This window comes from Pseudoxanthomonas sacheonensis (assembly GCF_031455975.1).
GTDB classification, from domain to species: Bacteria; Pseudomonadota; Gammaproteobacteria; order Xanthomonadales; family Xanthomonadaceae; genus Pseudoxanthomonas_A; species Pseudoxanthomonas_A sacheonensis_A.
The window spans coordinates 813,968-829,659 of the sequence record NZ_JAVDTT010000002.1 but is presented as its reverse complement, the minus strand read 5'-3'; the positions used below and the strand labels follow the sequence as shown (position 1 = coordinate 829,659).

Here is a 15,692-nt window from a genome sequence, read left to right as displayed (position 1 = left end):
GATGGCGTTGGCAGGTCGCTAGGCCATAATGTCGCCGATGCCTGAACAAAACCCCCTGCCGTTTCCGGACGCACCGCCGCCGTCCGAGCCTGCACCAGAGCCCAAACCGCCGCTGGAGCCCTTCTCTGCGGGCCCACGTCCTACCGCGCGCCCGGCCAAACGCCCGCTCTGGGCCAACCTGATGAGCAAGCTGGCCGATCCCTGGCTCACGCCCAGCATCGAGCCGGAAGATCCGCGCCAGTACATGGACGGCCGCCCGGTCTGCTATGTGCTGGAGGATTACGGACTGTCCAACGCCCTGATCCTGGACCGCGCTTGCCGCGATGCGGGCATGCCCTCGCCGCTCTCCCCGCTGCCCGGCGATCCGCTGGGCCGCAAGCGCGCCTATGTGGCGCTGTCGCGACGCAATGCCGGCGCGCCCGCGCTGGGTGTGTTGACTGCCCCCGAGCCCGGCAGCACCAAGACCCACTCCGGTTCGCTCGCCCGCCTGCTGCAGGCCCATCGCGCCAATCCGGAGCTGGACGTGCAGCTGGTGCCGGTGTCGATCTTCGTCGGTCGCTCGCCGGACAAGGCCAGCGGCTGGTTCTCGGTGCTGTTCTCGGAAAACTGGGCCATCGTGGGGCGCTTTCGCCGCCTGCTGGCGATCCTGTTGAACGGCCGCGACACCATCGTGCGTTTCGCCGCACCGGTCTCCATCCGCGAAAGCATCGCCGAGGACCTGCCGCCCGAACGCACCGTGCGCAAACTCTCGCGCGTGCTGCGCACCCACTTCCATCGCATCCGCGAAGCGGTGATCGGCCCCGACCTGTCCACCCGTCGCCTGCTGGTGGACCAGGTGCTGGCCGCAGAGCCGGTGCGCGAGGCCATCGCCACCCAGGCCAAGCGCGACAACATCAAGCCCGAGGACGCGTGGAAGAAAGCCCATGCCTACGCCTGGGAAGTCGCCGCCGACTATTCCAACCCGGTAGTGCGTTCGGCCAGCTTCCTGCTGACCCATGTGTGGAACCGCATCTACGACGGCGTGCTGGTCCATCACCTGGACAAGTTCAAAGAAGCGGCGCCCGGCCACGAAGTGGTTTATGTGCCCTGTCATCGCAGCCACATGGACTATCTGTTGTTGTCGTACCTGCTGTACGAACGCGGCATCGTGCCGCCGCACATCGCCGCCGGCATCAACCTCAATCTGCCGGTGATCGGCACCCTGCTGCGCAAGGGCGGCGCGTTCTTCATGCGCCGCAGTTTCCGCGGCAATCCGCTGTACTCGGCGGTGTTCACCGAGTACGTGGCGCAGTTGGTATCGGGCGGCTATTCGCTGGAATATTTCATCGAAGGCGGGCGTTCGCGCACCGGCCGGCTGCTGCAGCCCAAGGGCGGCATGATCTCGATGACGGTGCGCGCGTTCCTGCGCCAGCCGAAGAAGCCGGTGCTGTTCCAGCCGGTGTACATCGGCTACGAGAAGCTGCTGGAGGGCAACAGCTACCTGGACGAACTCAGCGGCCGGCCCAAGGAAAAGGAATCCATCTGGGCGCTGCTGTGGGGCATCCCCAAAGTGCTGCGGCAGAACTACGGCCAGGTGGTGGTGAATTTCGGCGAGGCCATTCCGCTCAGCGAGGTGCTGGCCAAGCATGCGCCGGAATGGAATGGCGAAGCGCTGGGCGAAGAAGACAAGCCCGCGTGGCTGTCGGACACCATCGACGCGCTGGCCGATCAGATCAACGTGCGCATCAACGCCGCCGCCGACGTCAATCCGATCAACCTGCTGGCGCTCGCCTTGCTGTCCACACCCAAGCATGCGATGGGCGAAGCCGACCTGGTCGCGCAGATCGAGCTGTGCAAGACGCTGCTGGTGGAGATGCCGTATTCGGACCGCGTCACCGTTACCCCGCATACGCCCGAACGCATTATCGCCCACGGCTTGGACATCAACGTCCTGCAACGCATCAAGCATCCGTTGGGCGACGTGCTGGACGTGGTCAGCGAAGACACCGCGGTGCTGATGAGCTACTACCGCAATAACGTATTGCACCTGTTCACCGCCGCGGCTTGGATCGCCTGCTGTTTCCAGACCAACCGGCGCATGGTCCGCGGGCGGGTGATGAAGCTGGGACGTTCGCTGTATCCGTTCCTGCAGGCCGAACTGTTCCTGCCGTGGAGCGAGGACGAATTCGCCGAACGCATCGACCGGACCATCGACGTATTCGTGCGCGAGGGTCTGCTGGAGCAGGTGAACGAGGACGACGGCGGCATCCTGCAACGCAACGCCGGCCAGACCGACGAAGTGTTCCGCCTGCGCGCCATCGGCCACTCCCTGCAGCAGGCGTTCGAGCGCTACTACATCGCCATCAGCGTGCTGGTGAAGAACGGCCCGGGCGTACTGGGCGCGGCGGAACTGGAAAGCCTGTGCCAGCAGTCGGCGCAGCGTCTGAGCCTGCTGTACGCGCCGGCGGCGCCGGAATTCTTCGACAAGACCCTGTTCCGCGGCTTCATCCAGAAGTTGCGCGAACTGAAGCTGGTGTGGCCGGACGAGAACAGCAAGCTGATGTTCGACGAACGCCTCGACGCCTGGGCCAAGGACGCCAAGGTGATCCTGGGCCGGGAGCTGCGCCACACCATCGAGCGGGTGAGTCCGGAAGCGGCGAAGCCCGAAGTCGAGGTCGAGGCCGCGGCGCAGGACTGAACGCCGTCGCGTGCTCTGCCCCCTCCCTTGCGCGCAGCGCAGGGGAGGGTTGGGGAGGGGTGCTTTTCGCGGGTTGCAGCCAAGTATCAAAAGCAAAACCAAAATCAAAGGCACCCCTCCCCAGCCCTCCCCTGCTTCGCAAGGGAGGGGGCAAAACAGGGACGCTTATCTAATCTAAAGCGCGGAACTCTTTTCCGGGAACGTGCGCGTCAGCCACCCTTGCGCGGCATTGCCCGCGACCGGGTTGCGCACCAGCGGCAACAACGGCGAATCGCATTCGCGCAACAACACGGCCGCGTCGACCACCAGCCCCATGCGCAGCAGGGCCAAGCCGGAAGGCAGCACTACTGGCGGCAGGTATTCGCGGAAACCGTAATGTTCGAACACGCCGTGCAGGAAGGGTTGGCAGGCGATCAGGCCGAACTGGATGCCGTGTTCGTGGGCATGGTGGTAGGTTTCCTCCACCAGCGCATCGACCACGGCCTTGGCGCGCCGCTCGGCCTGCACCGCGAAACGGGTGCACACCGCCACCCGCTCCAGCGGCCAGGTGCGCGCGAAACGGTCGATCTGGAACAGGCTGCCGTATTCGACCTGGACCGCCGGGGAGCCGAAGTCGTGCAGGCGCAGGGTGGCGACCGCCAGTCGGCCTTCCTCCACCACCACGACCGTGCCGCTGGTATCCAGTCCGTCCGAGACGCGCCGGCTGTGCTGCTTGTCGTTCTTTCCCTGCTCCTGGAAATACACCTCGCGGCGCAGTCTCTGCACATCGCCCAGCGGCTCCCCCGGCTGGATGCGCCGCACCCGCAAGGGCTCGCCGCCCCGCGACGACCTCGGCGCGCGCGGCAGCTCGCGGCCGGCAAGGTCGTAGCCGGCGGTCAGCGTAGGAATAGGTGCCACGTGGTCATTCACTGCAAATCCTGGAAACAGAAGAAAACGAGCTTCTGTTCACAGTTACGCAAACATCGGGCCAACCCCGGAAAGCGTGTTTTGACCGCGTGTCTTCCCTGTCTGGCCGGTTATCGGCAGTCGCCATTGCGCTGGCAAAGCCGGTAGTGACGCATCGCGTCAGTAAGAGCAACGGCGGGGAGGGGAGCGAGCCGCGGGTTCGTCCCCTCCCTTGCGCGTAGCGCAGGGGAGGGTTGCTCTTGGCGCAGCGCATGAGCATCAAGAGCAGAAGCAAGCCAGCTCAAGATCAAAAGCACCCCTCCTCAATCCTCCCCTGCTTCGCAAGGGAGGAGGCAGAGCGGGGCCTTTACGCCGGCTCGTCCGGGATCAGCGCGCTTTCCAGCCGCGAGATGCAGTCCTTCAACCACAATTTGCGCTTCTTCAGGCGCTTGATGGACAGTTCGTCGGCCTGGATATCGGCGATCAGGCGATCGATTTCGGCGTCGAGATTGCGGTGCTCGAGCTTAAGCTCGGACACGCGCCGGGTGATTTCGGAAAGGCTCAGGGGTTCCACGCAGCCAGCGTACACCGCAGGCGAGGCGCCCGTCACCGCGAACGCGGCCGGTACAATGGCGCAGTCGATGACCGCCGTCAGCCCCCTTCCTTCCCCACTACGCGATCCCGCCCCCCGTCTTGCGGCAGGGGCGGATGGCAAGCGCGCGCTGCATCTGCGCCGGCAAGTCGGCCAGGCCATCGCCGACTACGGCATGATCGAAGCCGGCGACAGGGTCATGGTTTGCCTGTCTGGCGGCAAGGACAGCTACACCCTGCTGGACATCCTGCTGCAACTGCAGAAAAGGGCGCCGGTGCCGTTCGAGCTGGTGGCCGTGCACCTGGACCAGAAGCAGCCCGGCTACGACGCCGGCGTGCTGCCCGATTACCTGCGCAGCCTGGACGTGCCCTTCCAGATCATCGAGCAAGACACCTATTCGGTGGTCAGCCGGGTGATTCCGGAAGGCCGCACGATGTGTTCCTTGTGCTCGCGGCTGCGGCGCGGCGCGCTGTACGCGCATGCCGCGGCCCACGGCTTCACGAAAATAGCGCTGGGCCATCACCGCGACGACAGGGTGGCCACGTTCTTCCTCAATCTGTTCTTCCACGCCAAACTCAGCGCCATGCCGCCCAAGCTGCTCAGCGACGACGGGCGACATGTGGTGATCCGCCCGCTGGCCTATGTCAGCGAGGCGGAAATCGCCCTGCATGCGCAGGCCATGGCCTTTCCGATCATTCCCTGCGACCTGTGCGGTTCGCAAGACAACCTGCAGCGCAAGCAAGTGCAGAAGATGATGGCGGCGTGGGAGGCCGAAACGCCCGGGCGCATCGATCAGATAGCGCGCGCGCTGGGACGGGTGGAAGCCTCGCAGCTGGCTGACCCGAAGCTGTTCGATTTCCTTGGCTTGGGCCGCCCGCAGTGACATACGCAGTCAAAGAAAACTGATTTTTCCTTTTCGCACTATTTCCCGGATATTCGATGTTCTTTCGCAACCTGACCCTGTTCCGCTTCCCCACCACTCTCGATTTCTCCCAGCTCGACAACCTCATCGCCGAAGTCCCGCTCAAGCCGGTCGGCGCCCTCGAACTCTCCTCACGCGGCTTCGTCTCGCCGTTCGGCCGCGATTCCGAAGAACTCTCGCACCGCATCGGCGATTCCATCTGGCTGACCGTCGGCGGCGAAGACCGGCTGCTGCCGGCCGCGGTGGTCAACGATCTGCTGGGCAAGAAGCTGGCCGAGATCGAGCAGAAGGAAGGCCGCAAGCCCGGCGGACGCACCCGCAAACGCATCAAAGAGGATTTGGTGCACGAATTGCTGCCGCGCGCCTTCGTGCGGCCGTCGCGCACCGATGCGCTGCTGGACCTGCAGCACGGCTTCGTCGCCGTGGACAGCTCTTCGCGCAAGAGCGCGGAAAACGTGGTTTCCGAGATCCGCCACGCGATGGGCAGCTTTCCCGCGTTGCCGTTGAACGCGGAAGTGGCTCCGCGCTCGATCCTGACCGGCTGGATCGCCGGCGAACCGCTGCCCGAAGGCCTGGCCCTGGGCGAGGAATGCGAGATGAAGGACGCGATGGACGGCGGCGCCGTGGTCAAGTGCCAGAACCAGGACCTGCAGAGCGATGAGATCGCCAAGCACCTGGAAGCAGGCAAGCAGGTCACCAAGCTGGCGCTGACGTTGGACGACCACCTGTCCTTCGTGCTCGGCGAGGACCTGATCATCCGCAAGCTCAAGTTCCTGGACGGCGCGGTGGACCAGTTGGAGAACACTGAACGCGAGGACCTGCGCGCGGAGCTGGATGCGCGCTTCGCGCTGATGAGCGGCGAAGTGAAGCGCCTGTTCGCGGTGCTGGAGACGGCCTTGAAATTGAGCAAGGCCGAGGCCTGATGGGTCGCAACGTTCACCTCCGCGACGCTATCCTGCAGGCATGCAGAGTCTGCTCCGCCGTCTGATCTCTTCGCGCCCGCAAACGCTGGAGCGCGACGTGGTGACGCTGACCCTGGAACAGGGGCAACGGGTCGACATCAAGCGCGTCCGCGATCCTCGCGCCAAGCGCATCAAACTCAGCGTGGACGAACGCGGCGCGCGCCTGACCCTGCCGGCGCGCGCCAGCCTGGTGTCCGGCGACCGATTCCTGCTGGAGCACCGTCAGTGGCTGCTGGCGCAGCTCGAGATCTACACCAGCCACGACACGCTTCCGCTGCTGGTCCGCGAAACGACCGCCGCGCTGCCGCTGCGTGGCGAATCGGTTCCGCTGCTCTGGCATGAAGGGCGTTACGCCCGGCTTTCCCTCAGCGAACACGCTCTCCATTTCCACGCGCCCGCGCGTGCCAGCGACGCCACCCTGCGGCGCGCGCTGCGCGAGTTCTACGAGGCCGAAGCGCGCACGGATATCGGCCGCTGGCTGCCCAAGTACCTGCCCTCGCTGCCGCGCGCGCCGACGCGTCTGCGCCTGAAGGTGATGTCGTCGCAATGGGGTTCGTTGAGCCCGGACGGTTCGCTGGCGCTGGACCTGGCGCTGGTGCTGGGCCGGGAATCCGCATTCGAGTACGTGCTGGTGCATGAGCTGTGCCATCTGCTCCATGCCGACCATTCCCGCAACTTCTGGCGCGAAGTGGAGGCGCGTTTCCCGGCCTGGCGCGGCGAACGCGAATACTTCCATGCCGAAGGCCGCAAATTGAAGGGGAGCCTGCGCGCGTTGTTGTCGGGACAGGCAACGGACGCAACCTGAGGTTGCGGTTTGGCGAACAGGGAATGGGATTTCCTCCCGCAATAATCGTGCTTTAGCGCACGGTTCTTATCGGGGATATCAGCATGTCCGTGAATGCCAACAGCCATTGGATGGATCGCGTTCGGTCGTCGCCGGCGACGAGCAAGCCTTACTGGTCCGTGCCGCTGCAGAGCCTCAAGCAGGAATCCCGCGAGCTCATCGCCGCGCGCGCCGCCCTGCGCGGCCGCGCGGGCATTACCCAGGAACACCTTCATCTGCTGGCGCGCGACCGCCGCAGGGCAGCCCTTAGCGCCGGTCGGCCGATGCACGGCCTGCTGGCGATCGGTTTGATTGCGGCCGGTATCGCCGTCAGCGTGGCGGGCAACCTACTTAGCCAGCAGTTCCTGCTGTTGTCGGGATTCTGCGTGAGCTTCGCCGGTCTGTTGGTGGGCTGCGTTCTGCTGGCCGGCATGATGGATCCCCAGACGGGCGATCTGGCCAAGTACGTGCGTGAGGACGAAAGTCCTGTCTGCGCCGAGGAGATCGCTTCGCTGGTGCGCGCCGCCCAGGCCGACCCGGAATTGGAAAGCCTGATCCGGGGCTGGTGGAAAGAAAGCGGCGCGCCGATCCGCAAGCAGGACCTGGATCTGGTGCGGACATTCCAGCAGGCCAGCCGGGGAAACTGATCCCGGTAGGTCGGGGCTACGCCCCCGACGCACGACCCCCTTGTGCGCGCGTCGGGGGCGTAGCCCCGACTTACTAAACCGGTGATCTAGGGGCCGAAGAATCCGCCGATGGCGTGCGCCACTTCGACTGGCGCTTCCATGTGCAGGTGATGGATTCCCGGCAGTACCGTCAGCTCGCCCTGCGGCAACAAGGCGGCGCGTTCGCTGCGCAAAGGTTCCGGCAAATAGGTCTGCGCCGGATCGGCGAAAATCACCCGCACGGGGCAGTCGATCGCCGCAATCAACGCGCGCACCTGCGCTTCGGTCATGCGCTGCAATGCGGGCAGGGTCAGGCGTGGGTCGCTGCTCCAGACGAAGCCGCCGTCCACCGCCGTCACGCCCCGCTCCACCAGCAACCGCGCACTCGCTTCGCTGAGCTGATTGGCCTGCATGCGCGCGCGCACCGGTGCGCCGAGATCGGGGAATACGCGCAACTTCTTCGCCGGCAGCGCCCGCGCAGCGGCCACTCCGTCCCGCAGCCGCTGCGCGGTGCGTTCGGGCGCTTCGGCCAACGCGCCCAGCGCTTCGATGGCGACCAGCCGTTCGACCCGTTGCGGTAGCGATGCCGCCAGAATGCTGCCGATGCCCGCGCCCATGGAGTGTCCGAGCAGCGCGAAGCGTTCCCAGCCCAGCGCGTCGACGACATCCAGCACTGCGTTCAGCGTCACCAGCAGGTTGTAGTCCGCGCCCGGTCCCAGATGTCCGCTGCGGCCGTGACCCGGTAAATCCAACATCACCAAGTCCAATGCCGGCAACTGGGACGCCAGCGGCAGAAAGCTGGCCGCATTGTCCAGCCAGCCGTGCAGCGCCAATACTTTCGGACCGCCCGTGGTTCCGCTACGCAAGCCGGCGATGCGTCCGAACGGAATATCGAAGCCGATCTCCTCTAGGTTCATCCCTGGGCCCTCATCCCTGCGCTGCGCGCTGGGCCAGTGCTGCTAGCGCTTCGGCATGTGCATCGGACTCGTTGAGGCAAGGGATGTAGCGGAGTTCGCCGCCCTTTGCCGCGAAACCTTCGGCGAACTGCATCGCTACTTCTTCCAGGGTTTCCAGACAGTCGACGGCGAAGCCAGGACAGACTACGTCGACCCGACGCAGACCGCGCGCGGCCAGTTCGTCCAGCACCTTATCGGTGGCCGGCGCCAGCCAGCGCTCCTTGCCGAAACGGGACTGGAAGGTCAGCGTCCACTCGGTTGGCGCTAGCCCCAGCGCGGTGGCGATCGCCTGCACGCTGGCCGCGCAGCGCTGCGGATACGGGTCGCCGTTGTCCGCGATGCGTTGCGGCAGGCCATGGAAGGAGAACAACAAATGCTCGCCGGCGTCGTGCCGCGCGCGCCAACTGCGGATGGAATCGACGACCGCGGCGATCCAGCGCGGGTCGGTCGAATAGTCCTCGACCAGGCTCACCGAGAGCCCTTTCGACTCGCTGGCCACCACATCTTCGATGGACGCGGTGGTGGTGGTGGAGTACTGCGGATACAGCGGCAGGACCACCACTTTCTCGAAGCCTTCCTCATGCAACTCCCGCAGCACTCGTTTCAACGCCGGGTTGCCGTAGCGCATCGCCGGCAGTACCCGCCAGGCGGGCAATCGCGACTGAATCGCCGTCGCCAGGCGCTGGGTGTAGACGGCCAGCGGCGAACCTTCCGGCAACCAGATGGCTGCGTATTTTTTTGTCGCCTTGGGACCGCGCAGCGGCAGGATCAGGAAATGCAATACGGGACACCAGATCCAACGGCTCAGCTGGACCACGCGGTGATCGTGCAGGAATTCGGCCAGATACCGCCGCACCGCCTTGGCCGTCGGCGCATCCGGGGTGCCGAGATTGGCGACCACCAGGGCGATCCGTGGCGGGCTGTGGGGCGGACTGTGCAGCGTTTCTGGCATCGCCACATGATGACAGAAGGGTCGCGCGCACGAGCCGACGGCGAGCGACCGGAAAACTCATCGAGGATTCACCATGTCGCGACTAGGCTCGGGTTTTCGGGGCTGCACTATCAAGGCGTTAGCGCGCCTTCCTGCTGCACAACCTCGCCTCTGCATCCACCTCCCGGAGTCTTCCATGTCTGCCTTTCGTCCCCTCATAGGATCGCGTCTTCCGCGCCTTGCCCTGCTGCTGGCAGTGAGCGTATTCGCAGGCCAGGCCTTGGCCGGCACCGAAGAGGACAAGCGCGCCAACGATGCGGTGCGCGTGCTCAGCGAAATCCAGAAGATTCCCGAACAGGGCATTCCCGACAAGCTGCTGGATGAAGGCCGCGCGGTGGTCGTGATTCCCGACACGCTCAAGGTCGGACTGGTCATCGGCGGGCGCCGCGGCCATGGGCTGATGTCGGTCAAGAATCCGGATGGCAGCTGGTCGCAACCGGTGTTCGTCAAGCTCACCGGCGGCAGCATCGGCTTCCAGGCCGGTGTGCAGTCCTCCGATGTGGTGTTGGTGTTCCGCAACGACCGCAATCTGGAAAACATCGTCAACGGCAAGATCACTCTGGGCGCCGATGCCGGCGTGGCCGCCGGTCCGGTCGGCCGCAACGCTTCGGCTTCCACCGATGGCCAGTTGAAGGCGGAGATCTGGTCGTGGTCGCGCGCGCGCGGGCTGTTCGCCGGCGTGGCCCTGGATGGGGCGGTGCTGCAGATCGACGACGACGCCAACGTGGCAGTGTACGGCAGCGCGGCCACTCCGCGCGCCATTTTCGAAAGCCGCGCCGGGATTCCTTCCGACGCCGTGGTCGGCTTCCGCGACCAGCTGGAGGAAGCCACCGCGATCGCCCGCGCCGCGCGCCGCGACGAGCCGTCCGAGCCGGCGGGTCCGATGGCCGCGCCGGTTACCGTCACCGGATCGTCGGCCACTCAGCCGGCGGAACCCGCGCCAACGACCACCGAAGCCCAGCCGCAGGGTTTCCAGCCCGTAGTCGAGGGCGAGATCCGCAGCGAACCGCTTCCGACCACGCCATGAGCCGATTGCGGGTCGGGCTTTTCGCAGTTGTTCGCAGTCGCCGACCCGCAAGCTGCGTTATCCTGATCCCCCTCACTATTCGGCGAACATAATCATGGGCGGTTTGAGCATCTGGCATTGGATCATCGTGCTGGTGGTGGTGCTGCTGGTCTTCGGCACCAAGCGCCTGCGCAACGCCGGCCAGGATCTGGGCGAAGCGGTCAAGGGCTTCAAGAAGGGCATGAAGGACGAGGACAAGCCCAACGGCCAGCTGGGCGATCAGTCGCGCAGCGAAGAAACGCGTTCCACAGAAGCCGGCGAGTCGAAGGAACGCGACCGCGACGCGCGTTGATTCCCCGGACCCAGGCCTATAGAGGCTAGACCCGGCCATGTTCGGCATCAGCAGCGGCGAACTTTTCTTCATCGCCATCATCGCCTTGATCGTGCTCGGCCCCGAGCGGCTGCCCAAGGTCACGCGCATGGCCGGCATGTGGGTGCGCCGTGCGCGCACCCAGTGGAATTCGGTGAAAGACGAATTGGAACGCGAGCTGACCGCCGAAGAACTCAAGCGCAGCCTGCACGATGCGCAGTCGGCCCTGCAGGACACCGAGCAGAGAATCCGCGACAGCGGCGCCGAAGCGCGGCGCGAGTTCGAACAGATGCGGGCTTCGGTGCAGCAGCCGGATGGTTCGGGCGCCGCGCCGGCGCCGGTCTCCGAAGAACCCGCGCCCGCGCCCCCATCGAAGCCGCAGGAAGGCGAGAGCGATGAACCGCGAAACGCCTGAGTCCAATTCCGAATCCAGCCTGCTCAGCCACCTGATCGAGCTGCGCACGCGACTGATGCGCGGGCTGGCCGGCGTATTCGTGGTGCTGCTGGGGCTGCTGCCCTTCACCAGCAAGCTCTACAACTGGATCGCCGAGCCGTTGATCGCGCGTCTGCCGGTGGGGCAGTCGATGATCGCGACCGATCCGGCCGGCGGTTTCATCGCGCCGGTGAAGCTGGCGTTCTTCGTGGCGCTGTTCGTCTCCGCGCCCTGGTTGCTGTACCAGGCGTGGGCGTTCGTGGCGCCGGGCCTGTATCAGCGCGAGCGGCGGCTGGCGCTTCCGTTGCTAGCCTCGGCGGTGACCCTGTTCTACGCGGGCTGCGCCTTCGCCTACTTTCTGGTGCTGCCGTCGTTGTTCAAGTTCGTGATCAACTTCACTCCGGAAGTCATCTCGGTCACTCCGGACGCCAGCGCCTATCTGGATTTCGTGCTGGTGATCTTCCTGGCCTTCGGCGCGAGTTTCGAGCTGCCGGTGGCGCTGGTGATCCTGGTGCTGCTGGGCTGGGTGACGCCGGCGCAGTTGAAGGAAGCGCGCGGCTACGCGCTGGTCGGCATCTTCGTACTGGCGGCGGTCATCACGCCGCCGGATGTCGTCTCGCAGTTGCTGCTCGCCATCCCGATGTACCTGCTGTACGAAGCCGGGATCATCGCGTCGAAATGGATTACCCCGCGCGAAACCAAGGAATCCTTGTAAGAATCAGGCTTCGAGGTGCGTCGACATAGCGGCGGCATCCACGGTCTCGCTACTACCCAGCATCTGCCGCCAGGCGTAAAACACGGCGCCGGCCATCAGCGGCATCAGCACCGCCATCAGCAACAAGTTGGCTACCCACATTCCGACGGTCGGTCCGGCCACCAGCTGCACCACCATGGCCAGCAGTTGGATACCGATGCTGAGCGCGAACAGCGCGATGAACAGCAGCACGTAGAACACCAGCATCGCCGGCAGATTCTGCACGCAGGCGCGAAAGCTGTTGCGCATGGCGGCGAACCCGCCGTTGCCGCCGAAGACAATATCGGGTACGGCCACGAAAGTGACCAAGCTCATCGCGATCACCGCGGCAAACAACATCAGCAACCACAAAAACAACCGGCCGACAGGAAGGCCGCGCATCAGCTCCGGATCCGGTTGTCCGCCCGCCTGCGCCGTTTCCTGCAGTTTGGCCACCACGTCGGCCAGTTTCTGCAGGTCGCTCGGACCGATCATCGCCACCAGCAGAATGCCCAACACTAGGGCGGCGATCAGTTGCGGCAGCAAAGTGGCCAGCAGGCTTGCGGCGTATTCGCTGCGCACCGCGTGGAACAGGTGGGAAGGCGCGGCCGCACGGCCTTCGTCGACCTCGCGCACCGCCCAGAGCATGCCCGCGAACAACAACGGGCCCAGCAAGGCCAGCGCGAGCTGCATAAGCAATCCGAAGGTCACGTTGAGCGCCATCGTCTGCACCGCGAGCATCGACAGCATCCCCCAGATCACACCCAGCAATCCCAGCGCCAGCGGCGCCTTGCGGATCAGCGCGAATGCGCCCAGCAGCCATTCCGCGCCGGCACCGGCCGGCACTTTGTTGATAATCGACATCCAGGGTTTTCCGATGGTCTTGGGGGATTTTTTAAGGGGGCCGCCGCGAAATCAGCGTGCGTGCAAACCGCGCGCATGCTTGACGAAGCGCCGCAATAGTTTGCGCGCCTGCGGCGCCGCCGTCACGTCGCGGGCGATGGTGGTCGGGCAGCGGCCGGCTTTCTTCAACTCTTCGCCGCGAAAGGCGACATAGCCGCGCATGTGGTGGGTGGCGAACTCGGGATGGAACTGCACGCCCCAGGCCCGGTCGCGCCAGCGGAAGGCATGGCAACCGTCCTGTTCCGATCTGGCCAGCACGGTGGCGCCTTCGGGCGGCCGCAATACGGTCTGCACGTGGGTGGAATGGGCGGCGAAGGTCAGCGGCATGCTGGAAAACAGCGGATCTTCCTGGGCCGGCGGATGCAGATCGATGCGCACTGTGCCCGATTCGCGACCGGCCGGGTTGTCGGCCACTTCGCCGCCCAGCGCATGCGCCAGCAACTGGTGGCCGTAGCAGATGCCCAGCAGCGACATGCCTTCATGGGCGGCGTCGCGCAGCCAGTCGGCGCTGCGTTCGCTCCAGTCGGCCTTGTCGGTGACCATGGCCGCCGAGCCGGTGACGATCACCCCGGCGAAACCCTCTCGCCGCGGCAGCGCGTCGCCCCGCTCCACGTTCACCACCACCGCTTCGCTGGCCTCCAGCCCGGCGGCCACGCGGATCCAATGCGGAAAGCGGCCATATCGCCTAAGCCGCAGGGCCGGCTGGCCGGTTTCGACGATCAGGAAGGGGGCTTTCACGGCAACGTCCAAAGGCGCAAAACTTAAGGAGCATCAGGGGCTTCCCCTTATACTAGCCCGCTTTTCCGCAGTGCAATAAAAAAGCGATGACAGGTCCAACGTTCCAGGGATTAATCCAGACCCTCAACGCCTACTGGGCGGCCCAGGGCTGCGTGCTGATCCAGCCGCTCGACATCGAAGTCGGCGCCGGCACCTTCCATCCCGCCACCTTCCTGCGCGCCCTCGGCCCGGAGCCGTGGAGCGCGGCCTACGTGCAGCCCTGCCGGCGCCCGACCGATGGTCGCTACGGCGAAAACCCCAACCGCCTGCAGCATTACTACCAGTACCAGGTGGTGATGAAGCCCAACCCCGACAATATCCAGGAGCTGTATCTGGATTCGTTGAAGGCGCTGGGCATCGATCCGCGCGTGCACGACCTGCGCTTCGTCGAGGACAACTGGGAATCGCCGACTCTCGGTGCCTGGGGCCTGGGCTGGGAAGTGTGGTTGAACGGGATGGAAGTCACCCAGTTCACCTATTTCCAGCAGGCCGGCGGTCTGGAATGCCGCCCGGTGCTGGGCGAGATCACCTACGGCCTGGAACGCCTGTGCATGTATCTGCAGAACGTGGATAACGTCTACGATCTGGTCTGGACCGAAGGTCCGCAGGGCGTGGTGACCTACGGCGACGTCTATCACCAGAACGAAGTCGAGCAGAGCACCTACAACTTCGAAGTGGCCGACGTCGCCGAACTGTTCCATCGTTTCGACGCCTGCGAGGCCGAGTCGGTGAAGCTGGTCGAAGCCGGCCTGCCGCTGCCGGCCTACGAACAGGTATGCAAGGCCAGCCACTGCTTCAACCTGCTGGACGCGCGCCGCGCGATTTCCGTCACCGAACGCCAGCGCTACATCCTGCGCGTGCGCAAGCTGGCGCAGGCGGTGGCCGAGGCCTACTACGCGCAGCGCGAGAAGCTCGGCTTCCCGGGGCTGCGCGCAGCGAAGGATGCCGGCGCATGATCCTGATCGGCATGTTCGATTCGCCCTACGTGCGGCGCGTCGCCATCGCCATGACCTTGCTCGGTCTGCCGTTCGAGCACCGCAGTTGGTCGGTCGGCAAGGATTTCGACCGTATCCGCGAATACAGCCCGATCGGCCGCGTGCCGGCGCTGGTGCTGGACTCGGGCGAAGTGCTGGCCGAATCCGCGTTGATCCTGGATTACCTGGACACGCTGGCCGGCCCGCAACGCGCACTGCTGCCCAGCGACGGCGACGCGCGGCGACAGGCGCTGCGCCTGATCGGCCTGGCCACCGGCGCCGTCGACAAGGGCATCCTGATGGTGATCGAGCGCGTGTTCCGCCCGGAAGAAAAACGCCACGCACCCTGGACCGATCGCTGCCTGGTGCAGGCGCAGGGCGCGCTGTTCGCGCTGGACAAGCATTGCGGCGAACGTGCCGGCCAATGGCTGGTAGGCGATGCGATGACGCTGGCCGACATCACCGTCGGCTGCAACGGCACCTACCTGCGCGAAGCGGTGCCGCTGGATCTTTCCGTCTATCCGGCGCTGCAGGCGCATGTGGATCGCTGCGAGGCGTTGCCGGTGTTCCGGCAATTCCACCTGCCGTTCGATGCGCCCACTCCCGCACCGCTGCCATGAAAGAACGGCTGACTCCCCACCACGCTTTGGCCGCGCTGGCCCGCCGCGAGGACAACCTGCCTTTCGTGGAACTGCTCACGCATGGCTCGCTGTCGGTGGAGATGTACCGGCCCATTGGTCAGGACACACAGACGCCGCACACGCGCGATGAGGTCTACGTGGTGGTGTCGGGAGTCGGCGAGTTCGTCAACGACGGACAGCGCAAGCCTTTCGAACCCGGCGAACTATTGTTCGTACCCGCCGGCGTCGAACACCGTTTCGAGAATTTCAGCGACGACTTCGCCACCTGGGTGATCTTTTATGGCCCCGAGGGTGGTGAACACACAAGAGTCCCTCTCCCACCGGGAGAGGGGTTGGGGTGAGGGTCCGGTGAAATCGTGATGGTTCGGACTCCGTTGACTCC

General features: G+C 65.4%; 18 protein-coding genes. 12 read left to right on the top strand and 6 right to left on the bottom strand.

Annotated features, from left to right (window positions below; genetic code table 11):
• The first annotated feature begins 37 nt into the window (after positions 1-37).
• On the top strand, positions 38-2,677 hold the full coding sequence (plsB, locus tag J2W94_RS10930; RefSeq protein WP_430540586.1) for a glycerol-3-phosphate 1-O-acyltransferase PlsB: 2,640 nt from the start codon (positions 38-40) through the stop codon (positions 2,675-2,677).
• A gap of 174 nt (positions 2,678-2,851) precedes the next feature.
• Here plsB and J2W94_RS10925 read toward each other — a convergent pair whose 3' ends face one another.
• Positions 2,852-3,586, bottom strand: coding sequence for an N-acyl amino acid synthase FeeM domain-containing protein (locus tag J2W94_RS10925; protein ID WP_310093109.1), 735 nt, complete (start codon positions 3,584-3,586; stop codon positions 2,852-2,854).
• Positions 3,587-3,929: 343 nt separating this feature from the next.
• Positions 3,930-4,136 carry a YdcH family protein gene (locus tag J2W94_RS10920; RefSeq protein ID WP_310093107.1) on the bottom strand — a complete coding sequence of 69 codons (207 nt, stop codon included), beginning with the start codon at positions 4,134-4,136 and terminating at the stop codon, positions 3,930-3,932.
• Between the two features lie 67 nt (positions 4,137-4,203).
• Between J2W94_RS10920 and ttcA the strand changes: the two genes are divergently transcribed.
• The 4 genes from ttcA to J2W94_RS10900 all read left to right on the top strand — a co-directional run bounded on the left by ttcA (position 4,204) and on the right by J2W94_RS10900 (position 7,508).
• Positions 4,204-5,037 (top strand): tRNA 2-thiocytidine(32) synthetase TtcA, encoded by an 834-nt coding sequence (ttcA, locus tag J2W94_RS10915; protein ID WP_310093105.1) that lies wholly within the window; start codon positions 4,204-4,206, stop codon positions 5,035-5,037.
• 56 nt (positions 5,038-5,093) lie between these two features.
• Positions 5,094-5,999 (top strand): recombination-associated protein RdgC, encoded by a 906-nt coding sequence (locus J2W94_RS10910; protein ID WP_310093103.1) that lies wholly within the window; start codon positions 5,094-5,096, stop codon positions 5,997-5,999.
• Positions 6,000-6,039: 40 nt separating this feature from the next.
• The gene (locus J2W94_RS10905; protein ID WP_310093101.1) at positions 6,040-6,843 is read left to right on the top strand and encodes a SprT family zinc-dependent metalloprotease; all 804 of its coding nucleotides are present in this window, start codon (positions 6,040-6,042) and stop codon (positions 6,841-6,843) included.
• Between the two features lie 83 nt (positions 6,844-6,926).
• The gene (locus J2W94_RS10900; RefSeq protein ID WP_310093099.1) at positions 6,927-7,508 is read left to right on the top strand and encodes a hypothetical protein; all 582 of its coding nucleotides are present in this window, start codon (positions 6,927-6,929) and stop codon (positions 7,506-7,508) included.
• 86 nt (positions 7,509-7,594) lie between these two features.
• Here the strand turns inward: J2W94_RS10900 and J2W94_RS10895 are convergent, their stop codons facing one another.
• Complete coding sequence (locus tag J2W94_RS10895) at positions 7,595-8,443, bottom strand: alpha/beta fold hydrolase (RefSeq protein ID WP_310093097.1); 849 nt, start codon at positions 8,441-8,443, stop codon at positions 7,595-7,597.
• A gap of 10 nt (positions 8,444-8,453) precedes the next feature.
• A complete protein-coding gene (gene hemH / locus J2W94_RS10890) occupies positions 8,454-9,434 on the bottom strand; it encodes a ferrochelatase (protein ID WP_310093093.1) in 981 nt (326 codons plus the stop codon).
• Between the two features lie 175 nt (positions 9,435-9,609).
• Between hemH and J2W94_RS10885 the strand changes: the two genes are divergently transcribed.
• The 4 genes from J2W94_RS10885 to tatC all read left to right on the top strand — a co-directional run bounded on the left by J2W94_RS10885 (position 9,610) and on the right by tatC (position 11,997).
• The gene (locus J2W94_RS10885; protein WP_310093091.1) at positions 9,610-10,500 is read left to right on the top strand and encodes a lipid-binding SYLF domain-containing protein; all 891 of its coding nucleotides are present in this window, start codon (positions 9,610-9,612) and stop codon (positions 10,498-10,500) included.
• A gap of 94 nt (positions 10,501-10,594) precedes the next feature.
• Entirely contained in the window at positions 10,595-10,831 is a 237-nt protein-coding gene (tatA, locus tag J2W94_RS10880) for a Sec-independent protein translocase subunit TatA (RefSeq protein ID WP_310093089.1), read from the top strand.
• Between the two features lie 37 nt (positions 10,832-10,868).
• Complete coding sequence (gene tatB, locus J2W94_RS10875; RefSeq protein WP_310093087.1) at positions 10,869-11,264, top strand: Sec-independent protein translocase protein TatB; 396 nt, start codon at positions 10,869-10,871, stop codon at positions 11,262-11,264.
• The gene (tatC, locus tag J2W94_RS10870) at positions 11,245-11,997 is read left to right on the top strand and encodes a twin-arginine translocase subunit TatC (protein ID WP_310093085.1); all 753 of its coding nucleotides are present in this window, start codon (positions 11,245-11,247) and stop codon (positions 11,995-11,997) included. The genes tatB and tatC overlap by 20 nt, the downstream gene beginning before the upstream one ends.
• A 3-nt stretch (positions 11,998-12,000) precedes the next feature.
• Here the strand turns inward: tatC and J2W94_RS10865 are convergent, their stop codons facing one another.
• Together J2W94_RS10865 and J2W94_RS10860 are read right to left on the bottom strand one after the other, a co-directional pair.
• Positions 12,001-12,879, bottom strand: a complete 879-nt coding sequence (locus tag J2W94_RS10865) for a BPSS1780 family membrane protein (RefSeq protein ID WP_310093083.1) — start codon at positions 12,877-12,879, stop codon at positions 12,001-12,003.
• A 51-nt stretch (positions 12,880-12,930) separates the two neighbouring features.
• A complete protein-coding gene (locus J2W94_RS10860; protein ID WP_310093081.1) occupies positions 12,931-13,656 on the bottom strand; it encodes a glutamine amidotransferase in 726 nt (241 codons plus the stop codon).
• Between the two features lie 86 nt (positions 13,657-13,742).
• Here J2W94_RS10860 and glyQ point away from each other — a divergent pair, with 86 nt between their 5' ends.
• From glyQ to J2W94_RS10845, 3 genes are read left to right on the top strand one after another with little or no spacing between them, the layout of a single operon-like run.
• Positions 13,743-14,651, top strand: coding sequence for a glycine--tRNA ligase subunit alpha (gene glyQ, locus J2W94_RS10855; RefSeq protein WP_310093079.1), 909 nt, complete (start codon positions 13,743-13,745; stop codon positions 14,649-14,651).
• A complete protein-coding gene (locus J2W94_RS10850; protein ID WP_310093077.1) occupies positions 14,648-15,289 on the top strand; it encodes a glutathione S-transferase family protein in 642 nt (213 codons plus the stop codon). Before glyQ ends, J2W94_RS10850 begins: the two co-directional genes overlap by 4 nt.
• Complete coding sequence (locus J2W94_RS10845; RefSeq protein ID WP_310093074.1) at positions 15,286-15,651, top strand: cupin domain-containing protein; 366 nt, start codon at positions 15,286-15,288, stop codon at positions 15,649-15,651. The genes J2W94_RS10850 and J2W94_RS10845 overlap by 4 nt, the downstream gene beginning before the upstream one ends.
• Positions 15,652-15,692: the final 41 nt, after the last annotated feature.